Below are 15,035 nucleotides of genomic sequence, written 5' to 3'. Positions count from 1 at the left end.
GGGCCCTCAGGGGTGCGGGGAACTGTGCGGTCAGAACAGGCTCAGCAACGCCTCCGCCGGGTCCGTGAGGGGCGTGCCGCCGTCCGGGAGCGGAAGTTCGAACCAGACCGTCTTGCCGGCCGGTGTCCGCCGCGAGCCCCACGCGGCGGAGAGCAGACCGACGAGTTGCAGCCCCCGGCCCCCCTCGTCCGTGTCGCGGGCGCGGCGCCGACGCGGCTGGACGAGGCCCGCGTCCCAGACCTCGCACACCAGGGTCCGGTCGAGCAGCAGACGCAGCCTGATCTCACCCTCGCCGTAGCGCAGCGCGTTGGTGACGAGTTCGCTGACCAGGAGCTCGGTGGTGTCGACGAGCGGCTCCAGGTCCCAGGCGGTGAGCTGGGTGCGCGCGTACTCACGGGCCCGCCCCACACTGCGCGGCTCGCGCGGCAGCGTCCAGTCGCCCACGGAGTCGGCGGGCAGCCCCTGGACACGCGCCATCAGCAGCGCGATGTCGTCCTCGCCGTGGTGGGTGTCGAGGGTGTTGAGGACGTGGTCGCAGACGTCCTCCAGGGGGCGGGAGGGGTCGGTGAGCGCGCCGACGAAGGCCTGCAGGCCCTCGTCGAGGGGGTGATCGCGCGATTCGACCAGTCCATCCGTGTAGAGCGCCAACAGTGCGCCTTCGGGTAGTTCGACCTCCACCTCCTCGAAGGGCTCGCCGCCCACCCCGAGGGGCATGCCCGGCGGCACGTCGAGCATCAGCGCGCTCTCGCCGGGTTCGACGAGCACCGGCGGCAGATGGCCCGCGTTGGCGAAGGTGCAGCGGCGGGTCACGGAGTCGTACACCGCGTACACGCAGGTCGCCAGGTACACCTCGGAGAGGTCGGCGTCGCGGGGCTGGCGGGCCGCGCGGGTGGCCTGCTGGACCCCGCCGGGGGTGCCGAGACCGCGGGCGATCTCGTCCAACGCCGAGAGAACTTCGGCGGGTTCGAGATCGAGGAGGGCCAGGGTGCGGACCGCGGTGCGCAGTTCACCCATGGCGACTGCCGCGCGCAGACCGCGCCCCATGACATCGCCGACGACCAACGCCGTGCGGTGGCCGGGGAGTTCGATGACGTCGAACCAGTCGCCACCGACCTCGGTGGCCGCGTTGCCCGGCAGGTACCGACACGCGATGTCCAGGCCGGAGGCCTCCGGGTCGCCCGGCGGGAGGAGCGAGCGCTGCAGGATCAGCGCGCGTTCGTGCTCGCGGCGGTAGAGGCGGGCGTTGTCGATGCAGACCGCGGCGCGCGCCGCGAGCTCCACCGCGAGCGCCCGGTCGCGGTCGCCGAACGGCTCGCTGCCCTTCGTACGGGAGAACTGGGCGAGGCCGACCACCGTGTCGTGGGCGACCATCGGGACCGCCAGCGTGGACTGGATGAGCCCGCCGTCCTCGGCGGGGACGCGCTGGGGGCGGGCGGTGCGCAGGGCGTCCGCGCAGGGCGAGTTGAACGGGTAGTGGTGGACGGCGCCCACGGCCACGGGGGCCGGTCCGCCGATGAACGGCGCGTCGGACACGGCGCTGGCGAAGGCGACCCGGCGCAGCTCCGCGCTGCCGTCGGCGAGCGCCCGCGGGGTCTCGTCGCCCGCCAGCAGTCCCTGGTAGAGGTCGACGGTGGCGAGGTCGCAGAAGCCGGGCACGACGACGTCGAGGAGTTCACGCGCGGTGGTCTCCAGGTCGAGGGAGTTGCCGATGCGGGCGCCCGCCTCGTTCAGAAGGGCGAGATTACGCCGTGCGGCGGCCGCTTCCCGGGCCGCGGCGCGGCGGCTGGTGATGTCGGTTCCGAGCCAGGCGATACCGATGGGGCGGCCGCTGCCGCTGTGCACGCGGTAGAGGTTGATCGACCAGTGCCGGCGCTCGTCGGAGCCGGGTATGAAACCGGTGACGTGCATGTCCGTGATGGAGTCGCCGGTTTCGAGGACGCGACGCAGCGTCGCGGCGACCCGCTCGGCCTCGGAACGCGGCAGATAGTCGTGGACCGTACGGCCACGGTGGCTCTCCACGTTTCCGCCGAACACCGAGGCGAACCGCTTGTTGGCGCGCCGGACCCGCAGATCCGTGTCGATGAGCAGGAAGCCGAACGGAGATTGACCGAAAATCGCCTGCGAGGCGGCGAGGTCCGTCTCGATGCTGCGGAGGGTCCGGACGTCCACGACGATGCACACGGCGGCCCGCTCGCCGTCCTCCGTCGTGGTGGGCATCACATAGACCTCGGCGAGGCCCTCGTCGCCCGGCCCACCGTCCTCGGCGGCCGGCATACGGAAGGGGACCACACCGGTCCACTCGCGGCCGTCCAGGATCTCCGCCATCTTGCGCTGGCCGCGCTCGCGCTGGTCGGGTTCGAAGAACGCCTCGATGGGGTCCATGCCGAGGGCGCGCTCGGGGGATATCCCGAAGAGCTGCTCGGCACGCAGGCTCCACTGGTCGACGAGGCCGTCGGCGCCGATGGAGAACGAGGCGACCTTGATGTAGTCGTAGATCGAACCGGGCGGGCTGCTCTGCCACATCGCGTCGCCCAGGGGCTCCCCGGACGGCTCGACGGACGGCTCGACGGACGGCTCGACGGACGCTCCGCCCCGTGGTCCACCAGGCGACTTGGCCGTGGCTCGGCGCATGTCCGCGCCGATGTCCGTGCCGATGTCCGCGCCCGCGTCCGTGCCCGTTCCCGTCGGATCGCCCGTCGGGGAGCCCGTCGAGGCGCCCGTCGTCCGGGGCCTCGCGTCGCCGCTCGCTCCGGCGGGTGTGCCGCCCCATGGTGTGTTCGTCAGCTCGGTTCTCGCGTCGCCTCGCGGTCGGGTCATGGCGTCGCCCATCGCCCCGCCCGTCGCTCCGGCCACGGCGGAATCCCCCGCGACCCCCGCCCTCGCGCCGTCCGACGGGTCCTCGGACTCCGTGGCCTTCGCTGGTATCTCGCTCACGCGAACCGTCCCCTCCAGCTCACCGCGTCCGGCACCGGTCACCGGGGGCGGCTGCCCGCAGTATCCAGCACTACGGTGCCGCACAACACGGTGTTCACGATCACAGCACGGTCCCGATGGTTTTTGGACCGGCCGCGACATACTCCCAGTCTTCTAACCAGGTGGCGCCCCGTCGAATCAAAGACTCCGGACAACTCTGGTGGCCTGAACCAATCGGTCGCCCCACCCTCCGCCCGACGCACCCTCAGCACGACAGCCGACGCACCCTCAGCCGGGCACCGTCCGCACCCTCGACCGGGCACCGTCCGGCCAACCACCGGGCACCGTCCGCACCCTCGACCGGGCACCGTCCGGCCAACCACCGGGCACCGTCCGCACCCTCGGTCCGGCACCGTCGGCACCCTCAGCCGGGCACCCCCAGCTCGAACCACACCGTCTTTCCAGTGTCCCCGGGCCGGGTACCCCAGCGCCGCGACGACCCCGCCACCAGTTGCAGCCCTCGACCGCTCTCGTCGTCCGCGTCGGCGGACCGCTCGCGGGGCGGGTCGGGCAACGGGTCGGAGACCTCCACGAGGAGGGCACCCGGCAGCCCCCCGGGCCTGACCAGACGGACACCGATGGGGCCGGTGGCGTGCCGCAGCGAGTTGGTCACCAGCTCACTGACCAGCAGCGCGGTCACATCACCGAGGGAATCCAGCCCCCAGGTGCGCAGCTGCCCCCGGACGACGGCACGGGCGGTACGGACGGCACCGGGCTCCGCGGGAAAGCTCCACTCGGCACAGTCGCCTTCGGTGTCGATCACGCCGATCACTTCCCAGGCCAGGAACCCACCCATGTCCGGTTTCGTGGGGTTAATGGGCACATACCCGATATCCAGGACGCTTTACCGCACATGTGGGCGCACTGTGGCACGAACGGCGTACGGGACTCCGAGCCGCGGACATGGCTCGCGCTCTCCCGCCCCCGAAAGCCGTACACACAGCGCCGTGCACCGGCGCCCGCGCCCGCCCCTCGCATGTCACCGGTGCCCCCCAGAGAGAGGAGCCGGTGCGCGAAGCCCCGGTCCTGCGGCCCGTCGGCGCCTCAGCCGTCCCAGCGCCGCAGCACCGCCTTCACGGCGGGGACGTCCTGGTCCAGCCAGTCCACGTCCCAGAGCTCGTCCGGACTCAGCCAGCGCAGCTCGTCATGATCCTCGAGGGGCATGGGGTCGGCCGAGCCGGGAAGCAGCCGCGCGGTCCACACACGCAGGACGTACGGCGTCCGCAGGGGCCACTCCCCCGGGACGCGCTCGACGGACTCCGCCGTGACGCCGAGTTCCTCGCGCAGTTCGCGTACGAGGGCGACTTCGGGGGCCTCGCCCGGTTCCACCTTGCCGCCGGGCAGCTCCCAGCGTCCGGCCAGTTCGGGGGGTGCGCTGCGGCGCGCGGCGAGGAGGCGTCCGTCGTGCAGCAGGGCGCCGCCCACCACCACGATCGTTTCGTCCATGCGCCGGAGCCTACGGCAGGGCACACCGGACACGGACAGGACGTCGGACCGGGGCCGGGGCCTGGGCTGAGGCCGGGGCCGTCACACCGTCACCTGGATCCGTTCTGCGCGATCCGCTCGACCCAGTAGAGCTGCTTGTGGCCGCGGTCGTCGAGGCTGTCCGCGATCTTCTGGGCCTCGGCCCGGGTCGCGTACCTGCCGACGCGGTAGCGATTGCCGTTGTCGTCCTGCCGTATGACGAGCCAGGGAAGAGTGATCGTGCCGTCGTTCATCGAGCCCCTCCACTTCCCGCCCCCGGCCCGCGCCGTGCCCCACACTCTAAGGAAACCGCAATCCGCATATGCCCGAGCGTACGCCTAACCTTCACGCAGCGAATACGCCTTTACACAAAGAGGTACGCAACCAGCCAAGACGGAGGGGGCGCATGGGTACGAACGCGCCGTCGAGCGCCCTCCGTGCGCCCGTCAGACAGCGCGAACTCCGCCCGGGGCAGGGCATTCGAGAAAGGCCAGATTGCAACCGACCTGGCACGCGGGGCACTTGGCGGCCGGCTCGCCCGGGAACGAGGCGGTCCCCGCCCCGCGGACGCCGACCGCCCGTGAACTCCTACGCCTACTTCACCGGCAGGTGGTACGCGATGCGATACCGGTCCGCCGGTACGACGACGTCGGCCGTCTCCACCGGACGGCCGGAGGCGAAGTACGTCCGCTGGATGACGACGACGACATGCCCGGGAACACCACCCAGCGCGAGGAGTTCCTCGGCGAGGCCGGGACGGGCGCCCACTTCCTCCGTGACGTTGTCCACGATCACGTCGATGGCCGCCATCCGCTCGACGACGCCCATGCCCCCGAGCGGGCCCTCTTCGGGGAGCATCACCGGGGTGCGGCCCGTGACGGCGAGGGGCTCCCAGGAGGTGGAGAGCATCATCGCCTCGCCGGCGTCCCGGAAGACGTAGTTCGTACACATCACGCGGTCGCCGGGCCGGATCGCGAGGCGCTCGGCGATCGCGCCGCTCGCCTCGGCCTGCTCGCTGTGCGACTCCCAGGTGCCGCGCACGGCCAGGTCCGCCTGCTCCTGACGGAAGGGGGTCGCGCCACTGTCCGGGCGGTACCCGGAGCGGGCCACCCGGCGCGGCACCGGCCGCTCCCGCACATACGTCCCCGAGCCGGAGCGGCCCTCGACCAGACCTTCGGCCATCAGCACCTTGCGCGCTTCGAGGGCGACCGTGTCCGAGACGCCGTACTCCTCGCGGATCCTGGCCTGGGAGGGGAGGCGGGTGTGCGGTGGCAGCGAACCGTCGACGATCTTCTTGCGGAGATCACCCGCGACACGCAGATACGCCGGCTGCTCACCGAAAGTCACTGGCCGCTCCCATCAGGTTGTACAGACAGCTACAGCCTGGCAACCGTGGGTTGTGCCATGCAAGCGAAGGCCAGAGAATCACTCGATGTGATTACCTATCCCCGCCGAGGGCTTTACCCAGGCACTTTCTCCCCGCTATAGCCCGCGTCACACCTCCAGGCCGCCACTGCTTCCCCCGTCGCCCCGGCCGCCCCCGCCCCCGTCGCTCGACGGCGGGGTGGTGGTGAGGCCCAGAACCTTGCGTGCGGTGACCGTCCTCCTCGGGTCGATGAGCTTCAGGCCCTTCTTGTAGTGGGCGGAGAAGGTGCCCGCGTCCTTGGCGGCCGCCGCCTTCGCCCACTCCTTCCGCGAGGCCTCGACGTCGTCGACGAGGGTGGCGACGGGCTTCTGGGCGGCGGGGAACCAGCCGTGTCCGCGCAGCAGATGCGCCTCGCCGTCGAGCGCGACGGCCACCTTGGTCGCCCACTCCTTGTAACTCCGCAGGTCGTCGTCGACGTACTTCGCGGCGGGCGCCTCCCGCAGGGCTTCGTCGAGCGTGTTCACGGCCCGCAGATACGCGAACTGGTCCGCGTTCAGGGTGAAGTCGTCCTTGCGCAGCGAACCCTTCAGGCCGCTCTTGCCGTCCCCGCTCTCCAGCATGCAGATGATCGAGTGACGACCGAGGTTCCAGCTGTCGCGGGTCGGGATGAAGTGGTACAGCCGGACATCGTCCGGGACGGCCCAGGCGTCCATCGTGTACGCGCGCTCGAACGCGCGGCACTTGGCGTCGGCGACATCGCGCAGACTGCCGCGACCGGGGTAACGCGCGCCGCTCGTGGCGAAGTTCGCGATCACCTCGGCGTGGTGCCTCGCGGCGCACGGCACCTTGTCGATGCGGACGGTCGTGCCCTTCGGCGAGTCGCCCGGCTCGTCGAAGCAGTCCCCCTTCCTGAGCGAGAAGACCGTGCCCGTGCCTGTGCCCTTGCCCGCCGGGTCGTTCATCCCGCCCTTGAAGCCGTCCCAGAAGTCGCTCGCGCCGCCGGTGGCGACGGCCAGGACGAGCAGCGCGACACCGAGCGAGGACATCACCATGCCGCCCACCGCAAGCCCCTTGCCCCGTTCGCCCCGCTTCTTGATCTGCGCGAGCGCGACGATCCCGAGGACCAGCCCGACGGCGGGCAGGAAGCAGAGGATGCCAAGCACGAGCGCGACGATCGCGAGCCCGTTGACGGGCGCGGGACGGTTGTACGGGGAGTAGCCCTGACCCCAGACCTGGTACGGCCCTTGGTACGGCCCCTGAACGGGCGGCGGGTACGGGCCCTCGGGCCGCTCGGGCCCGGGCGGCGGGGGTATGGCCACGAATGCTCTGCTCCTGGTCCGGGCGGGCTCGGCCGTACGGAAAACCAGTACGGCACCGACGTACGACGGGCATACGTTCGCCGCACAGTTGGGCGCATCGTAGGTGCGGCACGGTGGGGCGGCATGGCCGGGGGCGGGGACGAGCTGGAGGTACGCGAGAAGTGGGCAGCGGGGCTGCCCGACGGGACACGCGGAGAGCTCACCGGTGACCCGGCCACCGACCACGGAACGCTCGACGCGTGGCGATGTGGGCCCCGGCCTGCGCGTGGTGAAAGTGCGCTGTGAACGGCCCCAGCCGCCGACTCTTCATGTCACGGCCGTCGCGTACGAACTGACGGCCGACCACGATCTGCTGGAACGGCACAGCCTGTTCGGACTCACCACCGCGAGGGACCTGAGCCGTGGGCACTTTCCCGGCATCGGCGACCGGCCGCCCCTGGCGGTGGGCGGCGGGCTGGGTCACGGACCCGGAGCCGTTCCCCGAGGATGTCGAGGTGCACGCATAGCCTGCGCCCCATGACACCTTTGCCGGATTGCTTCTGCCCGGCGGACGGTACGCGCGTCCCCGGCGGCTCGCTCGACTGGTGCTGCCCGGTCTGCCGCGGCCCGCTCGACCTGGACTTCGCACCGACCCCCGCGCCCCTCAAGTCCCTGACCGGGCGCGTGAACTCACTGTGGCGGTACACGGAGTGCCTGCCGCTGGCCGCGCCCACGGTCAGCCTGGGCGAGGGCCGTACCCCGCTGGTGGAGCTGCGCGGGGGCATCTCGGCCAAGCTGGACTTCCTGATGCCGACCCTGTCCTTCAAGGACCGCGGCGCCGTCCTGCTCGCCGAGCTGGCACTGCGGCTGGGGCCGCGGCACGTGATCGCGGACAGCAGCGGAAACGCGGGGACGGCGATCGCCGCGTACTGCGCGCGGGCCGCGCTGCCCTGCACGGTGTACGTCCCCGAGGACACGTCGCCGAAGAAGCTGGAGCAGATCGAGGCGCACGGGGCGCGGACGCACGTCGTGGACGGGGACCGGGAGGCGACGGCCCGGGCGGCGCGCGAGGCCGCGGACCTCCCGGGCACGTTCTACGCCTCGCACGTCTTCAACCCGTACTTCCTGCACGGTACGAAGACGTACGTGCACGAGCTCTGGGAAGACCTGGGCGGGCGCCTGCCCGACGTCATCGTCGTCCCCGTCGGCAACGGCACGCTGCTCCTCGGCGCCGCCCTCGCCGTCGCCGAGCTGCACGGGGCGGGGCTCATCGACCGGCGGCCCGCGCTGTACGCCGTCCAGGCCGCCGCGGTGGCGCCGCTCGCGCACGCCTGGGCCGAGGGCGCGGACGACCTGGTCGGCGTCACTCCCCCGGCCCCCACCTTCGCCGAGGGCATCGCCATCCCGCGCCCGCCCCGGGCCCGCCAGATCCTGCGCGCCGTACGCGCCTTCGGCGGCACGTTCCTCACGGTGACGGAGGACCAGATCCGCCACGCCCAGAGGGACTTGGCGTCGCGGGGCCTGTACGTCGAGTCGACGGGAGTGGCGTGCTGGGCGGCGGTACGGGAAGGCGTGCTCGGGGGACGTACGGCGGTGGTGCCGTTGTGCGGGGCGGGCGTGAAGACGGGGCCGGCCCGGGGATAGGCGGTCCGGGCGGCCCGAGGCTTTACCACGCCCCGCCGGCGGTCACTCGTCGAAAGACGTGCTCCGCGTGCGCTTCTCCCAGGTCGCGATGTCACCGCGCACCTGGTCGAGGTGGTCGAGTACGGCGGTGACGGCGTCGTCGCCGAGGGGCAGGCGCAGCGGGGTGTGCTCGGCGTCCAGCGCGGCCAGGACGAGGGCCGCCGCCTTCGCGGGGTCGCCCGGCTGGGTGCCGTCGGCGGTCTCGACCATGCGGCGGGTGGCGCCGACCGAGGCGTCGTACACGCCGAGGTCGGGGCTGACGCCGGCGCGGGTGCTGTCCATCAGCGCGGTGCGGAACGCGCCGGGCTCGACGATCAGCACCCTGATCCCGAACTCCCTCACCTCGTCGGCGAGCGCCTCCGACATCCCCTCCAGCGCGAACTTCGTACCGGAGTACGCCGAGAAGCCCGCGAAGGACATCTGCCCGCCCATGCTGCTCATCTGCACGATCGCGCCGGACCGCTCGGCCCGCATGTACGGCAGCACGGCCCGTGCGAGCGCCGCCGGACCGAACACATGCAGATCGAAGAGCGAGCGCAGCTCACTGTCCCCGGTCTCCTCCATGGCCCCCACGTGCGTGCGCCCGGCGTTGTTGACGAGCACGTCGATCCGCCCGTGCCGCTCCACGACCCCCCGCACGACGTCCTCGGCCGCCGTCACGTCGGTCACGTCGAACGGCACCGCCTCGGCCCGTTCGGGGTACGCGGCGACGAGATCCGCGAGCCCCTCCACGCGCCGCGCCGCACCGACGACCACGTCGCCCGCCCCGAGCGCCGCCTCCGCGATCGCCCGCCCGAACCCGCTACTGGCTCCGGTGATCAGCCACACCCTGTTCATGGCGCCCCCTGGTCCACGCAGCCGTGACCCTCACGGCTCCCGCGCACCACCCTGCCCCGGCCCCACGCCCTCCGCCAGTCGTATTTGCTCCTCCTCCACGATGCGGCGGGCGAGGGCGCTGTCGGAGATGTCGACCGCGTCCGGGCTCTGTGACGTGCTTCAGCCGGGAGACGGGGATGGACTCCAGCTCCCTGCCGACGAGTTCGGCGTGGATCGGCGCCAGCGCCGCGCGCACCGCTTCGAGCGCGCGGGCGTGATCGGCGAGCACACCCCGCGCGGCCTCGTGCAGTACGACGCCCTCGGCGAGCAGACTCCGCTCACGTTTCCCCACCGGCCCGACATTACTGCCCACCACCGACAGCCCGGCCCGGCTCCGGGTGCGCGGGAGCGCGGTCGACCGAACAGGGCTCCACGGCCCGCCCGTTGGCCTTGCGGGGCCACCGCCGCCTGCCTGGGCGCGAGGGGCGGGGGCCTGATCGAACACGTCGGCGGCAGGGCTACGATGGGGCAGCTTCGGGGTCGGGGTCCGGAGCTGGAGGGGGAGTCATGACTGCAAGACGTACAGCAAGACGGATGCCGCTCGCTTTCGTGGGCGTGGCCGTGCTGGTGCCGTTGTTCGTTCCGGCGGCTTCCGCGCAGGCGGCGTCGGCCTCACTGGCCGTCACCACGCTGGGGCGGCACGGCAGTAAGGTCGCGACGACGGTCAACGTCGTCGCCGTTCCGTCCGGTGAGTCGTACAGCGTCGCGTCCGGCAAGCGGATCAACCTGCCCTCGGGGCGCTACATCGCGATGACCGACATCTACGAGAGCGCCGCGAACGGGCTGGGCACCGACACCCTCGGCGCGCAGGTCGTGTCGGTGTCGGGCAGGGCCTCGGTGACGCTCGACGCCCGCAAGGGCAAAGCGGTGAAGGCGTCGCTCGACACCCCCGCCGACGTGACCGGGCCGCCGCAGATCAGCGGACAGGTGTGCGCCGCCACCGTCGGCAACATGCCCTCCGCCTTCAGCGTGGCGGGCTGGAACACCGCGGGGTCCCTCTACGCCATTCCCAACTCCTCCAAGCTGCTGCAGTTCGGATACCTGGCGCAGTGGACGGGGAACGACACCTACGTCGCGGTGAAGAAGACCACCGGGATCCCGGCACAGCCGGGCGGGTCGTTCAAGCGCTCGGGGCTGGCGGCCATGCGCTTGTCGGTGCGCGGCGGGACGCAGATGGCCCGTCGGAACGACACCGCGCTCCAGGCCCTGCCGAAGGTCTCGGACTGCACGACCGACCTCTACGCCAACGTCCACGACGCCGATGCGCCGTACAGCGCCACCGTCCATGTGACTCCCGGACGCTGGCAGCCGCGCGACGACATCTTCGCCGACAACGGCGACGACGTCGGCGGCGGTTTCCCGGCGGCCAGGACGCTGAAGGCGGGGCAGAGTGTCACCCAGTCCTTCGGCCGCGCCGCGTGGAGTCCGCTCCACTCCCTGCCCATGGTCCGGCAGAAGTCCGTCCAGTTCTATCCGGGATCTCTGATCGGTGACCCGGACGTGGGCTGGGCCGACCCGACGAAGGAGACGGTGGCCCTGTACAAGGGCAGCACCACCGTCAAGAAGCAGACTCTGACCAACTGGCGCTCCGACCCCGACTTCTCCGCCCGTATCCACGCGGCCGGCTGGTACCGGCTGACCGTGGACGCCCACCGCTACCGCCCGGGCATCACCTTCCCGTCCGGCATGCTGTCGCCGCGCGTCACCCTCGACTGGCGGTTCAAGGCCGACCCGGCCAAGTCGACGGTCGCGCCCGTCTTCCTGACACGGTTCCTGCCCGCCGGCCTGAACAACCGCAACCAGGCGGCGGCCGACAGCACCACGACGATCACCGTCAGCGCCGGGCGCGGCTCCCAGGACCCGGACGTGAAGTTCACCAAGGTGGCGGTCAAGTCCGTACGGGTCTGGGCATCGGCCGACGGAGGCAAGACCTGGAAGGCCGCCGCCGTCACGCGCTCCGGCTCCGCCTGGAAGGTGTCGGTGCACAATCCGGCCTCCGGCGCCATCGCCCTGCGCTCGGAGGTGACCGACTCCGACGGCGACCGCTCGGTGCAGACCGTGTACCGCGCTTACGCCATCGGGTGACTCCGTCACCCCCGAGTGACGGCCGCACGGTCCTCCCGGATTTCACGATCAGATCTCTGTCCGGACCTCGCCCTCGCCCCTCCGAACACCATTGATCAGCTGGGTGGTTGGCCGGGACTATCGTGTGCCGGTCAGCCGACCCACCGTCAGACACCGCCCCGTGGAATGGATCGCGTCACTTCGCAGTGCGGAGCCCGCGTTCACGGGGCCGCGCATCGTGATCCTCGTCGACGACTACGACATCCTCACCACCGCCGGCCAGCAGCCCCTGGCTCCGTTCCTGCCGTACATCTCCTCCGCCCAGGACATCGGTCTCCACTTCGTCATCGCTCGCCGCACCGCCGGATCCTCCCGCGCCCTGTACGAACCCCTGCTGACCGCCCCCAACTCATACAGACCGCGCTCGCGGACGAGGCGGACGAAGAGGCCGGACAGCCGTGACCAAGGACGTCATCGCCCTCACCCCGAAGATGCCGGACCTGCGCACACTCCTCGCGGGCCCTACGCCGGCGGCCCCGACCTCGGCGTCAACACCCTGGCCGACGGCGCTGTCATCCAGCTCTGCGCCCCTGGCGGCCGCCCGCTCGTCTCCGTTCATCATCTCCCTACGCACCTTGCACTCCGCCGACGAAGACCTGGTCCTCGGCCGCGCCCTGGAAACCGCCTGGCACACCCTCACCGGCACCGCACCCGCCGGATGGAGCACCGCCGAACCCGTCAACCTCCTGTGGTCCGCCCGCCAGTTGACCGATCTCGCCCGTCGCCGCGCCCCCCGGCCGACCTGGCTGATCGCCGTCGGCCACCCCGACCGACCGGCCATCGCCACCGTCCGCGTCACGCGCACTCCCGCCGGCGTCGAGCAGGACATCACCCTCACCCTCGGCCAAGGCAAGGACGAAACCCCGCCCCTGCACGCCATCGAGCCCCTCGCCGAAACCCTCGCCGCGGAGCACGGCCTCACGAGCATGCTCACCTCACTTCGCAGCGCCCGCCGCGACCTGACCGTCCCCGCGCACTTCGAGACCCCGCCCATCCCGGTCTCGTACACGCTGGGATCGGAATCAGTCAGGGACATCGACCTCGACAGGGCCCTCCGCCCGCCCCTCGACCTCGTCCCCACCCGACTCGGCCCCACGGCGCGACCTGCCCTGCACTACGCCCTCGGCGACGGCACCGATCCCCGCGCCTGGAACGTGCTCGGACAACTCACCCAGCACCTTGCACAGGTCTCGTGAACCCCGACCCGGACGATTCGGCACGCAGCGGCCACCCGACAAACGGGAGCCACGCCAAGACACCGGGTACGCCGACGGGGCCGACCCCGACTTGGGTCGACCCCATCTGACCTGCGCGTTTACTAACGCATCGCCTCCGCGGTGTCGCGGCCGCTACACGTTGAAGCGGAACTCCACCACGTCGCCGTCCTGCATGACGTAGTCCTTGCCCTCCATGCGGGCCTTGCCCTTGGCGCGGGCCTCGGCGACCGAGCCCGTGGCGACGAGGTCCTGGAAGGAGATGACCTCCGCCTTGATGAAGCCCTTCTGGAAGTCGGTGTGGATGACTCCGGCGGCCTCGGGGGCGGTGTCGCCCTTCTTGATGGTCCAGGCGCGGGATTCCTTGGGGCCGGCCGTCAGATAGGTCTGCAGGCCGAGGGTGTCGAAGCCGACGCGGGCAAGGGTGGCGAGGCCCGGCTCCTCGGCGCCCACCGACTCCAGGAGCTCCATGGCGTCCTCCTCGTCGAGCTCGGCGAGGTCCGCCTCCAGCTTGGCGTTGAGGAAGATCGCCTCGGCGGGGGCGACCAGGGTGCGCTGCTCGGCCTTGAAGTCCTCGTCGACCAGCTCGTCCTCGTCCACGTTGAAGACGTAGAGGAAGGGCTTGGTGGTCAGGAGGTGGAGGTCGTGCAGGAGCTCCTCGTTGCCGGAGCCCTGGACGATGCCCTGCGAGAAGAGGGTGTCGCCCTTCTCCAGGATCTCCTTCGCCGCCTCGACCGCCGCGACCTTGGGAGCGATGTCCTTCTTGATGCGCGACTCCTTCTGGAGGCGCGGCAGGACCTTCTCGATGGTCTGGAGGTCCGCGAGGATCAGCTCGGTGTTGATCGTCTCGATGTCGTCCTTGGGCGAGACCTTGCCGTCGACGTGCACGACGTTCTCGTCCTTGAAGGCGCGGATGACCTGGCAGATCGCGTCCGACTCACGGATGTTCGCGAGGAACTTGTTGCCCAGGCCCTCGCCCTCCGAGGCGCCCTTCACGATGCCCGCGATGTCGACGAAGTCGACCGTCGCCGGAAGGACGCGCTGCGAGCCGAAGATCTCGGCCAGCTTGGTCAGCCGGGCGTCGGGGACGCCGACCACGCCCACATTGGGCTCGATCGTGGCGAACGGGTAGTTGGCCGCGAGCACGTCGTTCTTGGTCAGGGCGTTGAACAGGGTCGACTTGCCGACATTGGGCAGACCGACGATTCCGATCGTGAGCGACACGTTGCGACTTCCCGTACGTGAGGGTGGGCGACAGGTCCGCGAAGGTGCGCGGGCCGATCCACCAGTCTACGGGGTGCGAGGTCCCATACCGGCGACGTATCGAACGCATGGCCAAGGTCGACCCATCGGCGTGTCTGAGGGGCTATTCCGCACATAAACCGACCTAAGTTGGTCCAGTGGAGCAACACAGGACGCGTCCCCCTCAGTACAGACCGCGACGCGGCGCACCTCTGCCTGCCCAGGCCGGGCGCGCCACGGCCGACGGCGTACGCAGGGGTACACCCCCCGCGCGGCGGCCCGCACCCGCGCCCAGGCCCGCGCCCAGGCCCGCTCCGACGCGACGGCGGATGCCGAACCCCCGGCTCACCGGGCTCGGCGGCGGACTGTTCTGCGGGGCGACGATGTTCGCGCTCGCCTGTCTCGACCAGCTGCTCTTCGGGGCGTCGCTGGTGGTCTACGGGGTGCTGTTCCTGCCGGTGGCGGCCCTGACCGCGCTGTGGGTGCGAAGGGGAGACCTCGTCACCGCGCCCGTCGTCGTGCCCATCGCCTTCGCGTTCGGGCTGCTGCCCGTCGCCGACGGGGGCGGCGGGATCGGCGGCGAGCTGATGGGACTGGTCACCGCGCTGGCGACCCAGGCGGGATGGCTGTACGGGGGGACGCTGGTCGCGGGGGTCATCACCACCGTACGGAAGGTCCGTCTGATGATCCGCAGGGCCGCCCAGCGCAGGGCGGCCCAGGGGCCCCGCCCGGGGATCCGGCCGCGCCGCCGTCCGGCCTGACGGACACGACAGACACCGGGGGCGCGACGGACAC

Annotated in this window: 12 protein-coding genes and 1 pseudogene; 5 read left to right on the top strand and 8 right to left on the bottom strand. The window is 71.4% G+C overall.

Going from position 1 to position 15,035, the window contains the following annotated elements; translation table 11 throughout:
- Positions 1-30: 30 nt before the first annotated feature.
- The 6 genes from ACFZDJ_RS15470 to ACFZDJ_RS15445 all read right to left on the bottom strand — a co-directional run bounded on the left by ACFZDJ_RS15470 (position 31) and on the right by ACFZDJ_RS15445 (position 7,122).
- On the bottom strand, positions 31-2,934 hold the full coding sequence (locus tag ACFZDJ_RS15470; RefSeq protein WP_391059446.1) for a SpoIIE family protein phosphatase: 2,904 nt from the start codon (positions 2,932-2,934) through the stop codon (positions 31-33).
- Positions 2,935-3,337: 403 nt separating this feature from the next.
- Positions 3,338-3,769: an ATP-binding protein gene (locus tag ACFZDJ_RS15465; protein WP_168495203.1), complete on the bottom strand. Its 432-nt coding sequence runs from the start codon at positions 3,767-3,769 to the stop codon at positions 3,338-3,340.
- 248 nt (positions 3,770-4,017) lie between these two features.
- On the bottom strand, positions 4,018-4,419 hold the full coding sequence (locus tag ACFZDJ_RS15460; protein WP_168495201.1) for a (deoxy)nucleoside triphosphate pyrophosphohydrolase: 402 nt from the start codon (positions 4,417-4,419) through the stop codon (positions 4,018-4,020).
- An 89-nt stretch (positions 4,420-4,508) separates the two neighbouring features.
- On the bottom strand, positions 4,509-4,691 hold the full coding sequence (locus ACFZDJ_RS15455) for an SPOR domain-containing protein (RefSeq protein ID WP_101400465.1): 183 nt from the start codon (positions 4,689-4,691) through the stop codon (positions 4,509-4,511).
- A 340-nt stretch (positions 4,692-5,031) separates the two neighbouring features.
- On the bottom strand, positions 5,032-5,784 hold the full coding sequence (locus ACFZDJ_RS15450) for a GntR family transcriptional regulator (RefSeq protein WP_390932404.1): 753 nt from the start codon (positions 5,782-5,784) through the stop codon (positions 5,032-5,034).
- 147 nt (positions 5,785-5,931) lie between these two features.
- Positions 5,932-7,122: a DUF4190 domain-containing protein gene (locus ACFZDJ_RS15445; RefSeq protein WP_391059442.1), complete on the bottom strand. Its 1,191-nt coding sequence runs from the start codon at positions 7,120-7,122 to the stop codon at positions 5,932-5,934.
- A 516-nt stretch (positions 7,123-7,638) separates the two neighbouring features.
- On the opposite strand from ACFZDJ_RS15445, the gene ACFZDJ_RS15440 reads away from it, so the two are divergent.
- Positions 7,639-8,745 (top strand): pyridoxal-phosphate dependent enzyme, encoded by a 1,107-nt coding sequence (locus ACFZDJ_RS15440; RefSeq protein ID WP_391059439.1) that lies wholly within the window; start codon positions 7,639-7,641, stop codon positions 8,743-8,745.
- Between the two features lie 42 nt (positions 8,746-8,787).
- On the opposite strand, the gene ACFZDJ_RS15435 is transcribed toward ACFZDJ_RS15440, so the two are convergent.
- A complete protein-coding gene (locus tag ACFZDJ_RS15435) occupies positions 8,788-9,621 on the bottom strand; it encodes an oxidoreductase (RefSeq protein WP_391059436.1) in 834 nt (277 codons plus the stop codon).
- Positions 9,622-10,194: 573 nt separating this feature from the next.
- On the opposite strand from ACFZDJ_RS15435, the gene ACFZDJ_RS15430 reads away from it, so the two are divergent.
- From ACFZDJ_RS15430 to ACFZDJ_RS15420, 3 genes and pseudogenes are all read left to right on the top strand, one after another.
- The gene (locus tag ACFZDJ_RS15430; protein ID WP_391059432.1) at positions 10,195-11,745 is read left to right on the top strand and encodes a hypothetical protein; all 1,551 of its coding nucleotides are present in this window, start codon (positions 10,195-10,197) and stop codon (positions 11,743-11,745) included.
- A 190-nt stretch (positions 11,746-11,935) separates the two neighbouring features.
- A pseudogene (locus ACFZDJ_RS15425) lies at positions 11,936-12,124 on the top strand (hypothetical protein); the annotation flags it as partial.
- 58 nt (positions 12,125-12,182) lie between these two features.
- Positions 12,183-12,980: a DUF6177 family protein gene (locus ACFZDJ_RS15420; RefSeq protein ID WP_391059429.1), complete on the top strand. Its 798-nt coding sequence runs from the start codon at positions 12,183-12,185 to the stop codon at positions 12,978-12,980.
- A gap of 153 nt (positions 12,981-13,133) precedes the next feature.
- Here the strand turns inward: ACFZDJ_RS15420 and ychF are convergent, their stop codons facing one another.
- Positions 13,134-14,222 carry a redox-regulated ATPase YchF gene (gene ychF / locus ACFZDJ_RS15415; protein WP_390932417.1) on the bottom strand — a complete coding sequence of 363 codons (1,089 nt, stop codon included), beginning with the start codon at positions 14,220-14,222 and terminating at the stop codon, positions 13,134-13,136.
- Between the two features lie 347 nt (positions 14,223-14,569).
- Here ychF and ACFZDJ_RS15410 point away from each other — a divergent pair, with 347 nt between their 5' ends.
- Positions 14,570-15,001 (top strand): DUF6542 domain-containing protein, encoded by a 432-nt coding sequence (locus ACFZDJ_RS15410; RefSeq protein WP_384912511.1) that lies wholly within the window; start codon positions 14,570-14,572, stop codon positions 14,999-15,001.
- The last annotated feature ends 34 nt before the right edge of the window (positions 15,002-15,035 follow it).

This window comes from Streptomyces sp. NPDC007896, assembly GCF_042959425.1.
In the GTDB taxonomy this organism is placed as follows: domain Bacteria; phylum Actinomycetota; class Actinomycetes; order Streptomycetales; family Streptomycetaceae; genus Streptomyces.
This window is presented reverse-complemented; position numbering and strand designations above follow the sequence as displayed.

Coding starts and splice junctions, on each gene's coding strand:
- ACFZDJ_RS15465 (WP_168495203.1), bottom strand. CDS start 3,769: ATGGGTGGGTTCCTGGCCTGGGAAGTGATCGGCGTGATCGACACCGAA.
- ACFZDJ_RS15460 (WP_168495201.1), bottom strand. CDS start 4,419: ATGGACGAAACGATCGTGGTGGTGGGCGGCGCCCTGCTGCACGACGGA.
- ACFZDJ_RS15455 (WP_101400465.1), bottom strand. CDS start 4,691: ATGAACGACGGCACGATCACTCTTCCCTGGCTCGTCATACGGCAGGAC.
- ACFZDJ_RS15440 (WP_391059439.1), top strand. CDS start 7,639: ATGACACCTTTGCCGGATTGCTTCTGCCCGGCGGACGGTACGCGCGTC.
- ACFZDJ_RS15435 (WP_391059436.1), bottom strand. CDS start 9,621: ATGAACAGGGTGTGGCTGATCACCGGAGCCAGTAGCGGGTTCGGGCGG.
- ACFZDJ_RS15430 (WP_391059432.1), top strand. CDS start 10,195: ATGCCGCTCGCTTTCGTGGGCGTGGCCGTGCTGGTGCCGTTGTTCGTT.
- ACFZDJ_RS15410 (WP_384912511.1), top strand. CDS start 14,570: ATGCCGAACCCCCGGCTCACCGGGCTCGGCGGCGGACTGTTCTGCGGG.